General features: G+C 60.8%; 17 protein-coding genes. 12 read left to right on the top strand and 5 right to left on the bottom strand.

Features of this window, described 5'->3' with window-relative positions; genetic code table 11:
* The first annotated feature begins 61 nt into the window (after positions 1-61).
* The 6 genes from ASD70_RS01185 to moaE all read left to right on the top strand — a co-directional run bounded on the left by ASD70_RS01185 (position 62) and on the right by moaE (position 8,281).
* A complete protein-coding gene (locus tag ASD70_RS01185; protein WP_056845477.1) occupies positions 62-1,186 on the top strand; it encodes a polysaccharide deacetylase family protein in 1,125 nt (374 codons plus the stop codon).
* A gap of 340 nt (positions 1,187-1,526) precedes the next feature.
* Entirely contained in the window at positions 1,527-2,921 is a 1,395-nt protein-coding gene (locus ASD70_RS01180) for a PhoH family protein (RefSeq protein WP_032877681.1), read from the top strand.
* 311 nt (positions 2,922-3,232) lie between these two features.
* Entirely contained in the window at positions 3,233-6,961 is a 3,729-nt protein-coding gene (locus ASD70_RS01175) for an autotransporter domain-containing protein (RefSeq protein ID WP_056845476.1), read from the top strand.
* A 155-nt stretch (positions 6,962-7,116) separates the two neighbouring features.
* Positions 7,117-7,590: a cyclic pyranopterin monophosphate synthase MoaC gene (gene moaC, locus ASD70_RS01170; RefSeq protein WP_046071003.1), complete on the top strand. Its 474-nt coding sequence runs from the start codon at positions 7,117-7,119 to the stop codon at positions 7,588-7,590.
* Positions 7,587-7,829, top strand: coding sequence for a molybdopterin converting factor subunit 1 (gene moaD, locus ASD70_RS01165; RefSeq protein WP_046071004.1), 243 nt, complete (start codon positions 7,587-7,589; stop codon positions 7,827-7,829). Before moaC ends, moaD begins: the two co-directional genes overlap by 4 nt.
* A 2-nt stretch (positions 7,830-7,831) precedes the next feature.
* Entirely contained in the window at positions 7,832-8,281 is a 450-nt protein-coding gene (gene moaE / locus ASD70_RS01160; protein ID WP_046071005.1) for a molybdopterin synthase catalytic subunit MoaE, read from the top strand.
* Positions 8,282-8,413: 132 nt separating this feature from the next.
* Here moaE and rhlB read toward each other — a convergent pair whose 3' ends face one another.
* Together rhlB and ASD70_RS01150 are read right to left on the bottom strand one after the other, a co-directional pair.
* Entirely contained in the window at positions 8,414-9,880 is a 1,467-nt protein-coding gene (gene rhlB / locus ASD70_RS01155) for an ATP-dependent RNA helicase RhlB (protein ID WP_046071006.1), read from the bottom strand.
* 95 nt (positions 9,881-9,975) lie between these two features.
* Positions 9,976-10,632: an alpha/beta hydrolase gene (locus ASD70_RS01150; RefSeq protein ID WP_046071007.1), complete on the bottom strand. Its 657-nt coding sequence runs from the start codon at positions 10,630-10,632 to the stop codon at positions 9,976-9,978.
* 345 nt (positions 10,633-10,977) lie between these two features.
* On the opposite strand from ASD70_RS01150, the gene ASD70_RS01145 reads away from it, so the two are divergent.
* The 4 genes from ASD70_RS01145 to ASD70_RS01130 all read left to right on the top strand — a co-directional run bounded on the left by ASD70_RS01145 (position 10,978) and on the right by ASD70_RS01130 (position 15,147).
* A complete protein-coding gene (locus ASD70_RS01145; protein WP_005785045.1) occupies positions 10,978-12,009 on the top strand; it encodes an amino acid ABC transporter substrate-binding protein in 1,032 nt (343 codons plus the stop codon).
* 72 nt (positions 12,010-12,081) lie between these two features.
* The gene (locus tag ASD70_RS01140) at positions 12,082-13,263 is read left to right on the top strand and encodes an amino acid ABC transporter permease (protein WP_046071008.1); all 1,182 of its coding nucleotides are present in this window, start codon (positions 12,082-12,084) and stop codon (positions 13,261-13,263) included.
* Positions 13,264-13,273: 10 nt separating this feature from the next.
* On the top strand, positions 13,274-14,371 hold the full coding sequence (locus ASD70_RS01135) for an amino acid ABC transporter permease (protein ID WP_046071009.1): 1,098 nt from the start codon (positions 13,274-13,276) through the stop codon (positions 14,369-14,371).
* Between the two features lie 11 nt (positions 14,372-14,382).
* Entirely contained in the window at positions 14,383-15,147 is a 765-nt protein-coding gene (locus ASD70_RS01130) for an amino acid ABC transporter ATP-binding protein (protein WP_003171943.1), read from the top strand.
* A gap of 48 nt (positions 15,148-15,195) precedes the next feature.
* On the opposite strand, the gene ASD70_RS01125 is transcribed toward ASD70_RS01130, so the two are convergent.
* Complete coding sequence (locus ASD70_RS01125) at positions 15,196-15,690, bottom strand: type II toxin-antitoxin system MqsA family antitoxin (protein WP_056845475.1); 495 nt, start codon at positions 15,688-15,690, stop codon at positions 15,196-15,198.
* Positions 15,687-15,998: a type II toxin-antitoxin system MqsR family toxin gene (locus ASD70_RS01120; protein WP_056845474.1), complete on the bottom strand. Its 312-nt coding sequence runs from the start codon at positions 15,996-15,998 to the stop codon at positions 15,687-15,689. The genes ASD70_RS01125 and ASD70_RS01120 overlap by 4 nt, the downstream gene beginning before the upstream one ends.
* 160 nt (positions 15,999-16,158) lie before the next feature.
* Between ASD70_RS01120 and ASD70_RS01115 the strand changes: the two genes are divergently transcribed.
* Positions 16,159-16,818: a FadR/GntR family transcriptional regulator gene (locus tag ASD70_RS01115; RefSeq protein WP_046071011.1), complete on the top strand. Its 660-nt coding sequence runs from the start codon at positions 16,159-16,161 to the stop codon at positions 16,816-16,818.
* Positions 16,808-18,073 carry a CynX/NimT family MFS transporter gene (locus ASD70_RS01110; protein WP_056845473.1) on the top strand — a complete coding sequence of 422 codons (1,266 nt, stop codon included), beginning with the start codon at positions 16,808-16,810 and terminating at the stop codon, positions 18,071-18,073. Before ASD70_RS01115 ends, ASD70_RS01110 begins: the two co-directional genes overlap by 11 nt.
* Here ASD70_RS01110 and ASD70_RS01105 read toward each other — a convergent pair.
* Complete coding sequence (locus ASD70_RS01105; RefSeq protein WP_046071013.1) at positions 18,070-18,720, bottom strand: DUF1120 domain-containing protein; 651 nt, start codon at positions 18,718-18,720, stop codon at positions 18,070-18,072. The two genes, ASD70_RS01110 and ASD70_RS01105, sit on opposite strands and share 4 nt — an antisense overlap.
* Between the last annotated feature and the right edge of the window lie 8 nt (positions 18,721-18,728).

Below are 18,728 nucleotides of genomic sequence, written 5' to 3'. Positions count from 1 at the left end.
TATGATGGTGATAGGTGCGATCCGCTATGATGGCCGGTAACTCTGGAAAGGAAGACCCCGTGTGCGATTAGCGCTTTTATTGTCGGCTTGTCTACTATGCGTCACCGCCCAAGCCGCGCCGGTTGACGTAGCCAGCCTCGACCGCAGCACCTGGCCGGAAAAACTCAGCAGCCCGGCGCTGTTCGATGTGGCTTCGCGTGCGGAGATCCTCATGTTTGCCCACAGCCTGTTGGCCAGTGAGGCCCTGGACGAAAGCGCGCTCAAGCAGCGCCTGGGCTTGAAGATCATCAACCTGGCGGCTATCGACGACCTGCGTCGCCAGTTGTGGCAACGGCTGTTGGAGAACTACAGCTTCGCCCAGCAAAGCTGCGAAGAAGATGCCTCGTTCTGCTTCCTGGTGGACAACATGGACGACCTGCGTGAGCAGGCCGGCAAGTTCGAGGTCAGTGACAACTCTTTCTATATAGGCTGGGCCGCCCCCAGCCGGCACTTCCACGAGCGCTATCTCGACGAACTGCTGCGCAAGGCCGCGCTGTTCCCGCAGATCAGCAGTGAAGTGGCGCGCTTTGGTGATCATGAGCGCAATGGCGACGAGCTCAATGACCGCATGTTCCTGCTGACCTTCGATGGCGGCCCGGCACCGGTTGGCGGCAATACCGACTGGCTCACCGACTACCTGCGCAAACAGAAGATGAACGCCACGTTCTTTGCCCTCGGCAGCAGCTTGCAAACCCGTGTAGAGCGCAGCTCTGCTGCCGATGTGCAGGCGCTGTACCAGGGGCAGTGCGTAGGTATCCAGGGTTGGGAGTACCGTTCCCACAGCCATTGGGTTGACTGGCAAAGCTCCATCACCCGCAGTGCCGCGCTGGTGCAGAACCTGATGCCGGAGAACTATCTGCCGCTGTTCCGCCCACCCTATGGGCAGCGCCGCGCGGACAGCCAGGGTTTCTTCCAGCAACAGGGTTTGCAGGTGGCGTTGTGGGACATCGATTCCCAGGACGAGCCGGGCAAGCTCAAGGCCGATGAGTCGGCGCAACGGGTGCTGACGCTGATGCTGCTGTGGCGCAAAGGTGTGATTGCCTTTCATGACACCCAGGACAAGGCGCGGGTGGCAATACCAATGGTGTTGCAGGCAACGGCGCAGAGTGGCTTGGGTTGGCAGGAGTGCCGCGAGGCGTTTCGCTGAGAATGCCCGGCCCTGTTGGGGATGAGGGTTTTTAGGGGTGATTTGCTGCGACATTTCGATGCAGGCGGACTTCCGACTTTAACGGGGCAGCTGGCACTCGGCTAGTGCTATTCGTCATCCTGAAAAATAAACTTCAAAAAAGCGTCAAAGTGCTTTTTCCTGTCATGGGTTTTGCGGTATTACGAAGTCAGACCGCCGAACCCTGCAACACAGGTGGCGTCTTCCAAGACTCCTCATGTGGGCACTGCACTTGACGTCACTCAGGTGTGGTCGGTGGTCGAATCGAGGCGCAGCACCGCCCAGGTATTGCGTCGACTGGCTCCCACAAAGGTGACCGAGTATGGATGATCATGGACGTACCCCTTCTTCCGACCAGCCAATCCTTTACGTGCTTGATACCAACGTATTGATCCACGATCCAAACGCACTGCTTAACTTCGAAGAACACCACGTCGCCATCCCGATGATCGTGCTTGAGGAGCTCGACAAACTCAAAAGCGGCCACCACAGCGTTGCCGCCGAATGCCGCCAGGCCATCCGCCTGATCGACAAGACGTTGGGTGAAGCTTCGCCCGAGGATGTTGAGGTCGGCGTGCCGATCCAGCGTGGCAAGAGCGGGCCCAAGGGCTTGCTGTCGATCCTGATGAGCAAGCGCAGCGAGCCTAATAGCCTGCTGCCGGAAAACCTCAACGACAACAAGATCATCAACCAGTTGATCGACCTGCACGCGCGCGACAAGGACCTGCGCGTAGTACTGGTGACCAAAGACATCAATATGCGCCTCAAGGCACGAGCGTGTGGGATCGCTGCCGAGGACTACAGCACCGACCAGCTGGTCGACGACGTGTCGATGCTCTCCCGTGGTTATCACATGATGACCGGCTCGTTCTGGGACCGTGTCAGCAAGGTCGAGACCCGCCAGGATCACGGCCGTACCTGGCACCAGGTGCAGCTGATCGACAACCTGCCGGCCGTGCATATCAATGAGTTCATCGTCGACGAACAAGGCTTCGTGGGCTGGATCAAAGAGATTCAGGTCGACAAGCTGCTGATCCTCGACCTGCATCAGGAACCCCTGTTGCACCAGGAAGCCTGGGGCCTGAAACCGCGTGATATCTACCAGAGCCTGGCGCTGTACGCGCTGCTCGACCCGGACATCCACCTGGTCAACCTGACCGGTGCCGCAGGTTCGGGCAAAACCATCCTCGCCCTGGCTGCCGCCATCGAGCAGACCATGGTGACCAAGCGCTACCGCCGCATCATCGCCACCCGCAGCGTGCAGGGCCTGGACCAGGAAATCGGCTTCCTGCCCGGCACCGAGGCGGAAAAAATGGAGCCGTGGCTGGGGGCGATCACCGACAACCTCGAAGCCTTGCACATGGATGACGAAAACACCCATGGCAGCGTCGACTACATCCTCAGCAAAGTGCCGTTGCAGTTCAAATCCCTCAACTACATCCGCGGGCGCAGCTTCCAGCAGAGCCTGATCCTGATCGATGAATGCCAGAACCTTACCCCGCACCAGATGAAAACCATCATCACCCGTGCCGGCGCCGGCTCCAAAGTGGTGTGCCTGGGCAACCTGGCACAGATCGACACCCCTTACCTGTCCGCGACCAGCTCCGGGCTGACCTACCTGACGGAACGTTTCAAAGACTTCCCCAACGGCGTGCATATTGCGCTGCAAGGGGTGCCTCGTTCGATCCTGGCTGAATACGCCGAGTCCCACCTGTAACTGTCCATTAACTAACAAGTGGCTAAATGCCACGAACCACCCCGGATTTTTCACGAAATCCGGGGTTTTTGTTGTGGGCGACATTTGCCTGCGATAACGCGCCCTGGGTGCTTGTGGTTTTTGTAATTATTTTGTTACATTTTTTCTTGCGGTTAAAACAATAAGCACACTGCATGACCCGTCGGAGCACCACCTCCTTGATTCGACGAATATTTTGAAGACCTTACTAGGGTTTTCACCGTGACCCTGCCTATTACAAAAAGCCCGATACATCGCTCATTGACGACGCACATATCCAAAGGGAAAGGAAAATGGACGTAGCAGGTAATGGCTTCACTGTGTCGCAACACAAGCACGCCACTCGTTTCAAGCAGATACCCCTGACACCCATCGCGCTCGGCCTGGCCCTCTGGCTGGGCCAGGGTTCCATGGCCTGGGCCGACGACAATCCCTACACCTCCCAGGTACTGGAGTCGGCATTTCGCAAAGCCGTCGCCTCGTTCGGCCCCGGCACCGACGTGTACAAGAACCTGCGGTTTGCCTACGCAGATATCGTCGACCTGGCGGCCAAGGACTTCGCTGCCCAGTCCGGCAAGTTCGACTCGGCCCTCAAGCAGAACTACGAACTACAGCCTGAAAACCTCACCATCGGCGCCATGCTCGGCGATACCCGGCGACCGCTGGACTACACCTCGCGCCTGGATTACTACCGCAGTCGGCTGTTCAGCAACAATGGTCGCTACACCACCAATATTCTCGATTTTTCCAAGGCCATCATCGCCAACCTGCCGGCCGCCAAGCCCTATACCTACGTAGAGCCGGGCGTGAGCAGCAACCTCAACGCGCAACTGAACACCGGGCAATCCTGGGCGGGCGCAACCCGTGACTGGAGCGCCAACGCGCAAACCTGGAAGACCCCGGAAGCCCAGGTCAACTCTGGCCTGGACCGCACCAACGCGTACTATGCCTATGCCCTGGGCATCACCGGCAAGGGTGTGAATGTCGGCGTGCTGGACTCGGGCGTTCTCACCCGGCACTTCGAATTCCAGGGCAAGAATGCCCAGGGCCAGGACCGCGTGCAGGCGGTGACCTCCACCGGCGAGTACTACGCCACCCATCCGCGCTACCGTCTTGAAGTGCCCAGCGGCGAGTTCAAGCAGGGTGAGCATTTCAGCATTCCCGGGGAATACGACCCGGCGTTCAACGATGGTCACGGTACGGAAATGTCCGGTGTGCTCGGGGCCAGCCGCAACGGCACCGGTATGCACGGCATTGCCTTCGATGCGAATATTTTTGTCGCCAACACCGGCGGCAGCGACAACGATCGGTACCAAGGTTCCAACGACCTCGACTACAACGCGTTCATGGCCAGCTACAACGCCCTGGCGGCGAAGAGCGTTTCGATCGTCAACCAGAGTTGGGGGCAAAGCTCGCGCGATGACGTGGAGAACCACTTCGGCAATGTCGGCGACAGCGCCGCGCAAAATCTGCGGGACATGACCGCGGCCTATCGCCCGTTCTGGGACAAGGCCCACGCCGGTCACAAGACCTGGATGGACGCCATGGCTGACACCGCACGGCAAAACACCTTTATCCAGATCATCTCGGCGGGCAACGACAGCCACGGTGCCAACCCGGATACCAACGCCAACCTGCCGTTTTTCAAGCCGGACATCGAAGGCAAATTCCTCGCGATCACCGGTTATGACGAGACCAGCGCCCAAGTCTACAACCGTTGCGGCACCTCGAAGTGGTGGTGCGTGATGGGTGTGTCGGGCATCCCGTCCGCAGGGCCGGAGGGTGAAATCATCCCCAACGCCAACGGCACCTCCGCCGCCGCGCCGAGCGTTTCCGGGGCCTTGGCCCTGGTGATCCAGCGCTTTCCTTACATGACCGCCAGCCAGGCGCGGGACGTGTTGCTCACCACCTCCAGCCTGCAGGCGCCGGATGGCCCGGACACGCCTGTCGGTGAGCTCACAGGTGGCCGCACCTACGACAACCTGCAGCCGGTGCACGATGCCGCCCCGGGTACGCCGCAAGTGCCGGGTGTGGTCAGCGGCTGGGGCCTGCCCAACCTGCAAAAAGCCATGCAAGGGCCGGGGCAGTTCCTTAGTTCAATGGCGGTGGCCTTGCCTACCGGCACGCGCGATATCTGGGCTAACCCGATTTCCGATGAGGCCATTCGCGCCCGGCGCGTGGAAGACGCTGCCGAGCAGGCGACCTGGACGGCTACCAAGCAGCAGAAGGGCTGGCTCAATGGCCTGCCCGCCAATGCGTCGGCCGATGATCAGTTCGAATACGAGATCGGCCATGCCCGCGAGCAGGCGACGCTGACCCGTGGTCAGGACCTGCTTACCGGCGCCACCTACGTTGGCAGCCTGGTCAAGGCGGGGGATGGCGAACTGGTGCTGGAGGGCCAGAACACCTATTCAGGCAGCACCTGGGTGCGCGGTGGCACATTGTCGGTGGATGGCGTGTTGACCTCTGCCGTGACGGTGGATGGCAGCGCCGTGGGCACGCGTAATGCCGACAACGGCGTGGTGACCACCTTGGGCGGCACCCTTGCCGGCAACGGTACAGTGGGCGTCTTGAGCGTGAACGCTGGCGGGCGCGTGGCACCGGGGCATTCGATTGGCACGTTGCGTACTGGCGACGTGACCTTCAATCCGGGCTCGGTGTATGCCGTCGAAGTCGGCCCCAATGGCCGCAGCGACCAGATCCAGAGCAGCGGCGTGGCGACCCTCAATGGCGGCCTGGTGAACGTGTCCCTGGAGAACAGCCCAAACCTGCTGTCCGCCAGCGAGGCGCGCAGTTTGCTGGGCCAGCAGTTCAGCATCCTCAGCGCCAGCCAGGGCATCAATGGCCAGTTTGCGGCGTTCGCGCCCAACTACCTGTTCATTGGCACGCAGCTCAACTACCAACCCAACCAGCTGACCCTGGCGATAGCGCGCAACCAGACCAGCTTCGCCAGCGTCGCACAAACCCGCAACGAACGGGCGGTGGCGACGGCGGCCGAGACGCTGGGCGCCGGCAGCCCGGTCTACGAAAGCCTGTTGGCTTCGGATTCCGCCGACCAGGCACGGGACGCGTTCAAGCAACTCTCGGGGCAACTGCACTCGGATGTGGCGGCGGCGCAAATGGCCGACAGCCGTTACCTGCGCGAAGCGGTCAACGGGCGTCTGCAGCAGGCCCAGGCGCTGGATTCCAGCGCGCAGATTCAGGCCAGCGACAACGGCGGCTGGGTGCAACTGCTGGGCGGGCGTAATAACGTCAGCGGTGACAACAACGCTAGTGGCTACTCGTCGTCCACCAGCGGCGTGCTGCTGGGTTTGGACACCGAGGTGAGTGATGGCTGGCGAGTGGGGGCGGCGACCGGTTATACCCAGAGCCACCTCAATGGCCAGTCGGCTTCGGCGGACAGCGACAACTATCACCTGTCGGTATATGGCGGTAAGCGCTTCGAAGCCATTGCCCTGCGCCTGGGGGGCGCCACCACCTGGCACCGCCTGGACACTTCGCGGCGGGTGGCCTACGCCAATCAGTCGGACTACGCCAAGGCCGACTACAGCGCACGCACCGACCAAGTGTTCGCCGAGATCGGCTACACCCAATGGAGCCAATTCGAACCCTTCGCCAACCTCACGTACCTGAACTATCAAAGCGACTCGTTCAAGGAGAAAGGCGGCGCCGCTGCTTTGCACGCCAGTAAGCAAAGCCAGGACGCGACGCTGTCGACCCTGGGCCTGCGTGCACATACGCAGTTGCCGATCGGCTCCACCTCGGCGGTGACCTTGCGCGGTGAGTTGGGTTGGGAGCATCAGTTCGGTGACACCGACCGCGAAGCCTCGCTGAAGTTTGCCGGCAGCGACACCGCCTTTGCCGTCAACAGCGTGCCCGTGGCCCGGGATGGCGCGGTGATCAAGGCCAGTGCGGAGATGGCCTTGACCAAGGACACCCTGGTGTCGTTGAACTACAGCGGCTTGCTGTCCAACCGCGGTAACAACAACGGGATCAATGCCGGGTTTACCTTCCGTTTCTAACCTTGCACTTGATCTTCGTGTAGGAGCGAGCTTGCTCGCGAAGGACGCCAACGATAACGCGGGGTAGCAGGAACCCCGCGATATCGTCTGGTTTTTCGCGAGCAAGCTTGCTTCTACAAGGTTTACAATTGCTGCTCCCGATCAGGAGTATCCCTGTGCTGACTCATCTCGATTCCCAAGGTCGCGCCCATATGGTCGACGTCACCGATAAAGCCGTGACCTTCCGTGAGGCGGTGGCCGAAGCGCGGGTGCGCATGTTGCCCGAAACCCTGACAATGATTGTCGACGGCGCCCACCCCAAGGGCGACGTATTCGCCGTGGCCCGCATCGCCGGGATCCAGGCGGCAAAAAAAACCAGTGACTTGATCCCCCTGTGCCACCCGCTGATGCTTACCGGCGTCAAGGTCGAGCTACGCGCCGATGGCGTGGATGCCGTGCATATCCTGGCGCGCTGCAAACTCTCCGGCCAGACCGGCGTGGAAATGGAAGCCCTGACTGCCGCCAGCGTTGCGGCGTTGACCATCTACGACATGTGCAAGGCCGTGGACCGTGGCATGACCATCGAAAGCATTCGCCTGCTGGAAAAGCTGGGCGGTAAGAGCGGGCACTTCAAGGCGGATCAGGTATGAGTATCAACGTGCTGTTTTTTGCCCGCTACAGCGAAGCGATTGGCCTGGATTCGCTGGAGATGGAAGGTGAGTTCCCCACCGTCGACGCCGTACGCCAAGCATTGGCGGTCGATCCGGGCTTCGAAGTGCTCAACGAGACCAGCCTGATGTGCGCCCGCAACCAGGAGCTATGTGGCCTCGACGAGCCACTGCAAGCCGGCGATGAAGTCGCGTTTTTCCCACCCGTGACCGGAGGCTGACCATGGCCATTCGTGTGCAGGTCGAAGCCTTTGATCCCGGCGCTGAAGTCAACGCCATGCACGACGCTAATGTTGGCGTGGGCGCGGTGGTGAGTTTTGTCGGCTATGTGCGCGACTTCAATGACGGGCGCGAGGTGTCGGGGATGTTTCTTGAGCACTACTCCGGCATGACCGAAAAGGCTTTGGCCAAGATTGCCGTCGAGGCTGAACAGCGTTGGCCGTTGCTCAAGCTGGAGGTGTTGCATCGAATAGGCGCGCTGGAGCCGGGGGAGCCGATTGTGTTTGTCGCGGCGGCGAGTGCGCATCGCCAGGCGGCGTTTGATGCCTGTGCGTTTGTGATGGATTACTTGAAGACGCGGGCGCCGTTCTGGAAGAAGGAAAACACCAGCGAGGGGCCGCGTTGGGTAGACGGGCGGGACAGCGACCACGCGGCAGCAGACCGCTGGAAATAGCACGCCAAACACAGATGCAAATGTGGGAGGGGGCTTGCTCCCGATAGCGGTGGCACATTCAACATCTCTGTTGATTGACCCATTGCTATCGGGAGCAAGCCCCCTCCCACATTTTTGATCGAGTTTTAGCCGTTAAGGGCGTTTGCGTTCTACAGCTCGCAGCAAGTGCGTTGGCGGCGTCTCACAACTGATCTTGCGCCCCAGCAGTGTCTCGATCGACGGCAACTGATACGAATCATCTTCCCCGGCAAAGCTGATCGACACACCCGCAGCCCCGGCACGCCCGGTACGACCGATACGGTGCACGTAGTCGTCCGGCACTTCCGGCAGGGTGAAGTTGATCACGTGGCTGATGCCGTCGATATGAATACCGCGCCCGGCCACGTCGGTGGCCACCAGCACGCGGATCTTGCCTTCGCGAAAGCCTTCCAACGTCTTGATGCGCTTGTGCTGCGGCACGTCGCCCGACAGTTGCGCGGCATTGACGCCATCGCGCACCAGGCGTTCTTCGATGCGGCGCACTTCGTCCTTGCGGTTGGCGAACACCATCACGCGCTCCCAACCGTTGTCGTTGACCAGGTTGTAGAGCAGCTTGTACTTGTCGGCACCGGCGACGGCGTAGATGTGTTGCTCGACGTTTTCGCTGGCGACGTTCAGCGCCTCGATCTCGACGATGGACGGGTCGGTGGTCCACTGCTTGGCGAGGTTCATCACGTCTTCGGTGAAGGTCGCGGAGAACAGCAGGGTCTGGCGCTCGGCTTTGGGCGGGGTCTGGCGGATGATCTGGCGGACTTGCGGGATAAAGCCCATGTCGAGCATGCGGTCGGCTTCGTCCAGCACCATCACTTCGACCATGTCCAGGTGCACGTCGCCGCGCTGGTTGAAGTCCAGCAGGCGGCCAGGGGTGGCGACCAGGATATCGCAGTGGCGGGCTTCGAGGTGCTTGAGCTGTTTGTCGAAGTCCATGCCGCCGACGAAGGTCATCACGTTGAGGCCGGTGTACTTGGTCAGGTCGGCGGCGTCCTTGGCGATCTGCACCACCAGCTCCCGGGTCGGGGCGATGATCAACGCGCGCGGTTCACCCATGTAGCGCTCTTTCGGCGGTGGCGTCTGCAGCAGCTGGGTGATGATCGAGATCAGGAATGCGGCGGTCTTGCCGGTGCCGGTCTGGGCACGGCCGATGGCGTCTTTACCCGCGAGGGTGAAACCCAGCACCTGCGCCTGGATCGGCGTGCAGTACGGGAAGCCCAGGTCCTGGATGGCATGCATGAGTTCCGGGGCCAGCTTGAAGTCGTGGAAGCGGGTCTTGCCTTCCTGGGGCTCGACGACGAAGTCTTCGAGTTTCCACGGGGTTACCGGCGGCTTGGGCGCGCGTTCGCGACGTGGTTTGGCCGCAGGCGCCGTAGCGACCTCGGCAGGCTGGGCCTGTTCAGGCGGCGTCACCGAGGGTTGTTTCGGTGCGGCGGCGGGCGTAGTCCGGCCAGGCTGTGGACCGTCATTGCGGTTGCCGGGCTTGGGGGCAGGAGCACTGGGAACAGGCGCGAGCGGCTCAGCCGCGCTTTTGCCGAACATCTTCTTGAGTGCTTTGAGCACGGTCATCTCATTAATTGGTTAAGGAATATACGCCGGCCAGTGTAATGCAAGAATCGGGCGCGGCGTAGTGCGTCTGTCATACGGCTACATAAACGCGGGTTTCAGCGCAGGCGTTCAGCCAGCCAGGTGCCGATGTCGCGTATCTCTTCGGGTAACACTTCGTGGCCCATTGGGTATTCCTGCCATGCCACGGTGACACCACGGCCCTTCAAATGCTCATAGGCGCTACGGCCCATGGCGTTCTGCACCACCTCGTCGTACTGACCATGCAGGCACAGTGTCGGAATGCGCTGCTGGCTGGCGGATAATTCCAGCTCATTATCAAAGGTTGGCGCGTAGGTGGAGAGGGCTATGACGCCACCCAGTGGCCCCTCCCAATTTAAGAACGCGGTGTGGAAAACCACGGCACCGCCCTGGGAAAAACCCGCGAGGAAAATTCGCGAAGCGTCTATCCCGGTTCTCTTCTGAGCCTCGATCAAATCAGTGAGCATTTTCGCCGAGACTTCCAGTTCTTCCAGGCTGATCGAACGCGCCGGGCTCATGGCCTTGATGTCGTACCAGCTCGGCATCTCGTAGCCGCCGTTGATGGTCACCGGGCGCGTCGGCGCCTGGGGCAAAACGAAGCGCGTGGTCAGCAAGCTTTCCTGCAGCGCCTCGGCTACCGGCAGGAAGTCGTAGCGATCGGCACCCAGGCCATGCAACCAGATAACGCAGGCATCTGCGGGCTTGGCGGGCTGAAGAATCAAGGGTTCGGTCATGTCTGCTCCATATATGTGCGCGCGCTCCGATTGGGGGCGTCGGAACGGTGCGCGACAGGTTGATCTGTTAAGAGAATGTCGCAAGGGTGAATCTTTTGCCATTAACCCAGGGTTGCAAGCGCTTGGCCAGCACTCTGGTACGCGCCTTGCTATGTGTAGGTCGATGTCAGAACTCTCCCGGGACGGTAACACTATCAGTGACCGCCGTTCAGGGGATAGCCGCTGGAATGATTGCGAAAACCTCATGCCGCTTGACCCCAAAAAAAGCCAACACGGGTCGATATCGCCTCATAAGGGTGCGCTGGGGTTGGAGCTTGGACACAACAAGAGCAACTGGAGGTTTGAATGAAGGTATTGAAATCCACCCTGGCCATCGTCACTGCGGCGGCTGTATTGGGTGTCAGTGGGTTTGCCCAGGCGGGCGCCACCCTGGATGCCGTGCAGAAGAAAGGCTTTGTGCAATGTGGCGTGAGTGATGGCCTGCCGGGCTTCTCGGTGCCGGATGCCAGTGGCAAGATCCTCGGCATTGATGCCGACTACTGCCGCGCCGTAGCCGCTGCGGTTTTCGGTGACGCCACCAAAGTCAAGTTCAGCCAGTTGAATGCCAAGGAGCGTTTCACCGCGCTGCAATCGGGCGAAGTCGACATCCTGTCGCGCAACACCACCATGACCAGCTCTCGCGATGCGGGCATGGGCCTGAAATTCCCAGGCTTCATTACCTACTACGACGGCATCGGCTTTTTGGTCAACAACAAGCTCGGCGTGAAAAGCGCCAAGGAACTGGACGGTGCAACCATCTGCATCCAGGCCGGTACCACCACCGAGCTGAACGTTTCCGACTACTTCCGCGCCAATAACCTCAAGTACACCCCGATCACCTTCGACACCTCCGACGAAAGCGCCAAGTCGCTGGAATCCGGGCGTTGCGACGTGTTGACATCCGATAAGTCGCAACTGTTTGCCCAGCGCAGCAAGCTGGCCGCGCCGAAAGACTACGTGGTGCTGCCGGAAACCATTTCCAAGGAGCCTCTGGGCCCGGTCGTGCGTAACGGTGACGACGAGTGGCTGGCCATCGTGCGCTGGGTGGGCTACGCCATGCTCAACGCTGAAGAAGCCGGTGTGACCTCGAAAAACGTTGAAGCTGAAGCCAAGTCCACCAAGAACCCCGACGTCGCGCGTTTGCTCGGTGCCGACGGTGAATATGGCAAAGACTTGAAAGTGAAGAAGGACTGGGTCGTACAGATCGTCAAGCAAGTGGGCAACTACGGCGAAATGTTCGAGCGCAACCTGGGCAAGAGCACGCCACTGGAAATCGACCGTGGCCTGAACGCGCTGTGGAACAACGGCGGCATCCAATACGCACCCCCTGTGCGCTGATCGCTGATGGTTCTATCACCCGGTGGGCCAACCGCCGGGTGATGTTCTGTTCCATTCTTTGCGGGGCACTTCATGCAAAATCAAATCGGCGCACCCAAGCAGAAGCTCAGCTTCAGCGATCCCAAAGTGCGCGCGTGGCTATTCCAGATCATCACCATCGTGGCGGTGGTCTCGCTGGGCTGGTACCTGTTCCATAACACCCAGACCAACCTGCAACACCGGGGTATTACCTCGGGTTTCGACTTTCTTGAACGCAGTGCCGGCTTCGGCATCGCGCAGCATTTGATCGACTACACCGAATCGGACAGCTATGCCCGGGTGTTTGTGATCGGCTTGCTCAATACCTTGCTGGTGACCGTGATCGGTGTGGTGCTGGCAACCCTGCTCGGCTTTATCATCGGCGTGGCGCGGCTGTCGCCCAACTGGATGATCAGCAAGCTGGCGACGGTCTACGTAGAAGTCTTTCGCAATATCCCGCCGTTACTGCAAATCCTGTTCTGGTATTTCGCGGTGTTCCTGACCATGCCGGGGCCGCGCAACAGCCATAACTTCGGTGACACCTTCTTCGTCAGCAGTCGTGGTCTGAACATGCCGGCAGCCCTGGCGGCCGACGGGTTCTGGCCATTTGTCGCCAGCCTGGTGATCGCCATTGTCGCCATCGTGCTGATGACCCGCTGGGCCAACAGGCGCTTTGAAGCCACTGGCGTACCCTTCCATAAATTCTGGGCCGGCCTGGCGCTGTTCATCGTGATCCCGGCGTTATGTGCGTTGATCTTCGGCGCGCCGCTGCACTGGGAAATGCCCCGGCTTGCAGGCTTCAACTTCGTCGGTGGCTGGGTATTGATCCCTGAACTGCTGGCGCTGACCCTGGCGCTGACGGTGTATACAGCGGCGTTTATCGCCGAGATTGTGCGCTCGGGGATCAAGTCCGTGAGCCACGGCCAGACCGAAGCCGCGCGCTCACTAGGCTTGCGCCCGGGGCCAACGCTGCGCAAGGTCATCATCCCGCAGGCGCTGCGCGTGATCATCCCGCCGCTGACCAGCCAATACCTGAACCTGGCGAAAAACTCGTCGCTGGCCGCCGGTATCGGCTACCCGGAAATGGTTTCGCTGTTTGCCGGCACGGTGCTCAACCAGACCGGCCAGGCCATCGAGGTCATTGCCATCACCATGAGCGTGTACCTGGCGATCAGCATCAGCATTTCCCTGCTGATGAACTGGTACAACAAGCGCATTGCGCTGATCGAGCGGTGAGGAAACGCCCATGACGACGCATACGTTCAAACCTGACATGCCGCCGCCGAGCAAAGTCTTCGGGCCGGTGGCGTGGATGCGCGCCAACTTGTTCTCAAGCTGGCTCAACACCCTGCTGACCTTGCTGGCGATCTACCTGGTGTACCTGGTGGTGCCGCCGATCCTGCAGTGGGCCATTCTCGACGCCAACTGGGTCGGCACTACCCGCGCCGATTGCACGAAAGAGGGTGCTTGCTGGGTGTTCATCCAACAACGCTTCGGGCAATTCATGTACGGATACTACCCAGGCGAGCTGCGCTGGCGCGTAGACCTGACGGTGTGGCTGGCCATTGTCGGCGTGGCGCCGTTGTTCATCTCGCGTTTGCAACGCAAGGCGATCTACGGTCTGGGCTTTCTGGTGCTGTACCCGATCATCGCCTACTTCCTGCTGCACGGCGGCGTCTTCGGCCTGAGCACGGTGGCGACCAGCCAATGGGGCGGCCTGATGCTGACCCTGGTGATTGCCACGGTCGGCATCGCTGGTGCCTTGCCGCTGGGCATTGTGTTGGCGTTGGGGCGGCGCTCGAACATGCCGGCGATCCGGGTGGTTTGCGTGACCTTCATCGAGTTCTGGCGCGGCGTGCCGTTGATCACCGTGCTGTTCATGTCCTCGGTGATGTTGCCGTTGTTCCTGCCCGAAGGCATGAACTTCGACAAGCTGCTGCGAGCGCTGATCGGCGTGATCCTGTTCCAGTCGGCCTATGTGGCAGAAGTGGTGCGTGGTGGCTTGCAGGCGATTCCCAAGGGGCAGTACGAAGCCGCCGCGGCGATGGGCCTGGGTTACTGGCGCAGCATGGGCCTGGTGATTCTGCCGCAGGCTTTGAAGATGGTGATCCCGGGGATCGTCAATACCTTCATCGCACTGTTCAAGGACACCAGCCTTGTGATCATCATCGGCCTGTTCGACCTGCTCAACAGCGTCAAGCAAGCCGCCGCCGACCCCAAATGGCTGGGCATGGCAACCGAAGGCTACGTGTTCGCCGCCCTGGTGTTCTGGATTTTCTGTTTTGGCATGTCGCGCTATTCCATGCACCTGGAACGCAAGCTCGACACCGGCCACAAGCGTTAGGAGTGGTTTTTATGAGCGAAGCAATCAAGCAGCCTGTGAGCCCTGAAGGCATTATCCAGATGCAGGGTGTCAACAAGTGGTACGGCCAGTTCCATGTGTTGAAGGACATCAACCTCAACGTCAAGCAAGGCGAGCGCATCGTGCTGTGCGGCCCGTCGGGTTCGGGCAAGTCCACCACCATCCGCTGCCTCAATCGTCTGGAAGAGCACCAGCAGGGCCGTATCGTGGTTGATGGCGTGGAGCTGACCAACGACCTCAAGCAGATCGAAGCGATCCGCCGTGAAGTCGGCATGGTATTCCAGCACTTCAACCTGTTCCCGCATCTGACCATCCTGCAGAACTGCACACTGGCGCCGATGTGGGTGCGCAAGATGCCCAAGCGCAAGGCCGAGGAAATCGCCATGCATTACCTGGAGCGCGTGCGCATCCCGGAGCAGGCTCACAAGTTTCCGGGGCAACTCTCCGGCGGCCAGCAACAGCGTGTGGCGATTGCCCGTGCGCTGTGCATGAAGCCGAAAATCATGCTGTTCGACGAACCGACTTCGGCGCTGGACCCGGAAATGGTCAAGGAGGTATTGGACACCATGATCGGCCTGGCCGAAGACGGCATGACCATGTTGTGCGTGACCCACGAAATGGGCTTTGCCCGCACCGTGGCCAACCGTGTGATCTTCATGGACAAGGGCGAGATCGTGGAACAGGCGGCGCCGAATGACTTCTTTGACAACCCGCAGAATGATCGAACCAAGTTGTTCTTGAGCCAGATTTTGCATTGATCGGTGTTTGAAAAAACAAACCCGGCCTGGCCGGGTTTATTTTTTGGGTTAGGACGCTTTGAGTGCTTCAGTGTCGTTGTTCACGGTGTAGGTGAAGGCGCCGCGCATATCAGCGCCTTCCGCCAGGGCTTTCGCGTCCGCAAGCAGGTGCGGGTGGCGATCCAAGAATCGCATCAGCAGCACCAAGGGTTTGGGGGCTGGAACTTCGCCGCGTTCGTACCGGGAGAATGCGTTGTGGCCGCCACCGGACAGCAAATCCACGGCTTCCTTTTGCGTAAGGTGCAGTTTTCGGCGGATGCGCTTCATCTCGGCGCCGATCATTTTTCGAGCGGCGAGGACTAGCTCGTCACCCGCTTCGCCATAGCGATCTGCACTATCGGTATCGGGGTCCCAAAAGCCGTCGCCGCATACCTTGCATTCCCAGCCTGCAAGATTGTCGACTCGACGCTCCATGCCTTTGACGCTTATGGTTTCGCTGCGGCCCTCGAAATAGCTCAATGCATCAGGGGCGCCACAGATGTAGCACAGCTCGGTTTTTTTCATGGGTGTTTCTCCTTGAAGGAGATTACCGGAGGCCTACCGTCTGTGCAGTAAGTGACCTTGATGTAAATCTCCCTGCCTTTCGAATGAGTGTGGTACACGTCCTGCCAGACTCGATGGTCTCCATAAGTGGTCATCGACTTGTACAACATCCAGTTTTGCAACTCATAGATGACCTCCTGCATTTCCCCAAGGCTAAAGCACAGGTCCCAGCCGCATCGTTGTGCTGACTGGGTAAATGCTTTCCTTCCAAGCCGCCTGACATCCGCCTTGATCACCGCCAAATCGTAATGAGGTGTGTACTTTTCCATAAGACACCTGAGTCCAATAATTACCCTATGAGGGTAATTTTACCAATCGAAAATACTGCTCCTTTTTGCTGCCTAAGAACCCTAGTGCGTTGCCTTTGTAGGCAACTCCGAATAGCCTGTAGGAAAATTCATCCTATGATTGGACGAAAGCGCAAACCCCATGACAGACATCGCCCCACTGATCAAACGCTCCCTGGTCGACCAGGCCCTGGAGCAGTTACGTCTGCGCATTGCCCAAGGCGTGTGGGCCATCGGCGAACGCCTGCCCACCGAGCCGGAGCTGTCTGCCGAGCTGGGCATCAGCCGCAATACCGTGCGCGAGGCCATGCGTGTGTTGGCGTTCTCTGGCTTGATCGAAATCCGCCAGGGTGACGGCAGCTATCTGCGCTCGATGACCGATCCGTTGGGCACAATGCGTGCGCTGTCCCATTGCACGCTGGAGCAGGCGCAGGAGACGCGGCAGATCCTCGAAGTGGAGGCTGTCGGCCTCGCCGCAGTGCGGCGCACCGATGAAGACCTCGGCGCGTTGCGCCAGACGCTCCAGGTCAGCGCCGAGCTGTATCACGGTGACCTGGAGGCTTACATCAACGCCGACCTGGTGTTCCATCGTCGGTTGGTAGATGCCGCACATAACCCGGCATTGAGCGAGCTGTACCACTACTTTTCGGCCATCGTCGGCGCGCAGTTGCGCCAGACCCTGAACATCTCACCGCGTCGCCAGGCCGTGTTCGACCTGCACAGCGCCTTGCTCGACGCGGTAGAGCACCAAGACCCCGAACGCGCCAAATCCCTCTGCCGGCAGTTGATCAATGAACCCTGAAACCCAACGCAAGACTGAAGTCGAAGAGCTGTTGATCGACGCCGAAGCCGATGACGAGGTGGTGCAACACACATCGCCGCTCGTCACCCGCCCGTGGCTGTTGCTGCTGGGCCTGATCCTGGTGGCGCTGAACCTGCGCCCGGCGCTGTCGAGCATGGCGCCGCTGCTCAGCGAGGTGTCCGCGAGCCTGGGGTTGTCGGCGGCCAAGGCCGGGTTGCTGACCACCTTGCCGGTGCTGTGCCTGGGCCTGTTCGCGCCGCTGGCGCCGGTGCTGGCGCGGCGTTTTGGTGCTGAGCGCGTGGTGCTGGGCATTCTGCTGACACTGGCCGCCGGCATCATTCTGCGCAGCTCCTTAGGTGAGGTGGGCCTGTTCGCCGGCAGCCTGATCGCTGGTGCGAGTATCGGCATCATCGGCGTGTTGTTGCCGGGCATCGTCAAGCGTGACTTTGCCAGGCACGCCGGCACCATGACTGGCGTCTACACCATGGCCCTGTGCCTGGGCGCCGCGCTGGCGGCGGGGGCTACGGTGCCGTTGAGTCATTACTTCGGCGGCAGCTGGAACATCGGCCTGGGGTTCTGGATTTTACCGGCGCTGCTGGCGGCGTTGTTCTGGTTGCCCCAGGTCGGGCCGAAACACGGTGCCCATCAGGTCGCCTATCGCGTAAGAGGTTTGCTGCGCGACCCGCTGGCGTGGCAGGTCACCTTGTACATGGGCCTGCAATCCTCCCTGGCCTACATCGTGTTTGGCTGGCTGCCGTCGATCCTGATCGGGCGCGGCCTGAGTGCTACTGAGGCCGGGTTGGCGCTGTCCGGCTCGATCATCGTGCAGTTGTTCAGTTCGCTCGCCGCGCCCTGGCTGGCCACCCGCGGCAAAGACCAGCGCTTGGCTATCGTAGTGGTGATGCTGCTGACCCTCGGCGGCCTGTTCGGTTGTCTCTATGCGCCCTTGGATGGGCTATGGGGCTGGGCGATTCTGCTCGGCCTGGGGCAGGGCGGCACTTTCAGCCTGGCGCTGACCTTGATCGTGTTGCGTTCGCGCGATTCCCATGTCGCGGCCAACCTGTCGAGCATGGCCCAGGGCTTCGGCTACACCCTGGCCTCCATGGGCCCGTTCGCAGTCGGCCTGGTGCATGACTGGACCGGGGGCTGGGGCGCTACCGGCTGGATCTTCGCCGTGATCGGCCTGGGCGCGATCGTGGCGGGCCTGGGTGCCGGGCGGGCGCGCTATGTGCAGGTCTCCAGCGAGAAGGTCTAGAGGTAAACCACTTCCAGCGTGGCCGAGCCATCCAGGGGCGTGTCGACGCTCAGGTCGAGGTTGCGCCGGGCGCTGATCACGGTGTGGATACTCACGGTGCCGGTCAGCGTGCCAATCGCCGAGGGCCCGGCGACGCTGCCTTCGATGTCGGTAAAGCCCAGGTAGCTGTTGGCGCCGATGTCGATGGGGTTGAGGTTGGCGGTGCGCCAGGCCACGCCGCCGGTGGTCGACTCGGTGCCGTAGATCGACGCGATGGTGTCCGCCTGGGTTTGTCGTGGGTCGAAGCTCATGGAGTACAGGCCGAGACGGTTGCCGCTGTGGTCGAAACCCAGCCCGTAGTAAATCTCACTGTTGACCGTGGCCGAGCCGTCGCGGTTGTCGCGCATGCGCAGGGCATAGCGGCTGGGCGCATTGCAGTCGATGCTGATCTGCAGAGTCTTGACGGGCAGGCGCGTGCCTTGCTCGAGGTTCAGGTCCTGGTGGGAAATCTTGCCGTAGTCGATTACTCCGCCTGCGGACAACAGTGGCGTGCAAGCCGTGGGGATGATACGGCCCAGGACACTCAGGTCGATGCTGGAGGCGGCTTGGGCCGGCGCGGCGCTCAGCGCAAGCAACAAGGCGGGCAGTGCAGTGCGGTGGATGTTCATCAGGCGAA

It is taken from the genome of Pseudomonas sp. Root569 (assembly GCF_001427465.1).
In the GTDB taxonomy this organism is placed as follows: Bacteria; Pseudomonadota; Gammaproteobacteria; order Pseudomonadales; family Pseudomonadaceae; genus Aquipseudomonas; species Aquipseudomonas synxantha.
Note: the sequence above shows the minus strand (reverse complement) of the source record. Positions and strands in the feature narration are given on the sequence as shown.

Bases quoted from the DNA above. Each gene is read 5' to 3' on its own strand.
- ASD70_RS01115 (WP_046071011.1), top strand. From the start codon at position 16,159: ATGACAGACATCGCCCCACTGATCAAACGCTCCCTGGTCGACCAGGCC.
- ASD70_RS01180 (WP_032877681.1), top strand. From the start codon at position 1,527: ATGGATGATCATGGACGTACCCCTTCTTCCGACCAGCCAATCCTTTAC.
- ASD70_RS01145 (WP_005785045.1), top strand. From the start codon at position 10,978: ATGAAGGTATTGAAATCCACCCTGGCCATCGTCACTGCGGCGGCTGTA.
- ASD70_RS01150 (WP_046071007.1), bottom strand. From the start codon at position 10,632: ATGACCGAACCCTTGATTCTTCAGCCCGCCAAGCCCGCAGATGCCTGC.
- moaE (WP_046071005.1), top strand. From the start codon at position 7,832: ATGGCCATTCGTGTGCAGGTCGAAGCCTTTGATCCCGGCGCTGAAGTC.
- rhlB (WP_046071006.1), bottom strand. From the start codon at position 9,880: ATGACCGTGCTCAAAGCACTCAAGAAGATGTTCGGCAAAAGCGCGGCT.
- ASD70_RS01175 (WP_056845476.1), top strand. From the start codon at position 3,233: ATGGACGTAGCAGGTAATGGCTTCACTGTGTCGCAACACAAGCACGCC.
- ASD70_RS01110 (WP_056845473.1), top strand. From the start codon at position 16,808: ATGAACCCTGAAACCCAACGCAAGACTGAAGTCGAAGAGCTGTTGATC.
- ASD70_RS01105 (WP_046071013.1), bottom strand. From the start codon at position 18,720: ATGAACATCCACCGCACTGCACTGCCCGCCTTGTTGCTTGCGCTGAGC.
- ASD70_RS01135 (WP_046071009.1), top strand. From the start codon at position 13,274: ATGACGACGCATACGTTCAAACCTGACATGCCGCCGCCGAGCAAAGTC.
- ASD70_RS01125 (WP_056845475.1), bottom strand. From the start codon at position 15,690: ATGAAAAAAACCGAGCTGTGCTACATCTGTGGCGCCCCTGATGCATTG.
- moaD (WP_046071004.1), top strand. From the start codon at position 7,587: ATGAGTATCAACGTGCTGTTTTTTGCCCGCTACAGCGAAGCGATTGGC.
- ASD70_RS01120 (WP_056845474.1), bottom strand. From the start codon at position 15,998: ATGGAAAAGTACACACCTCATTACGATTTGGCGGTGATCAAGGCGGAT.
- ASD70_RS01130 (WP_003171943.1), top strand. From the start codon at position 14,383: ATGAGCGAAGCAATCAAGCAGCCTGTGAGCCCTGAAGGCATTATCCAG.
- ASD70_RS01140 (WP_046071008.1), top strand. From the start codon at position 12,082: ATGCAAAATCAAATCGGCGCACCCAAGCAGAAGCTCAGCTTCAGCGAT.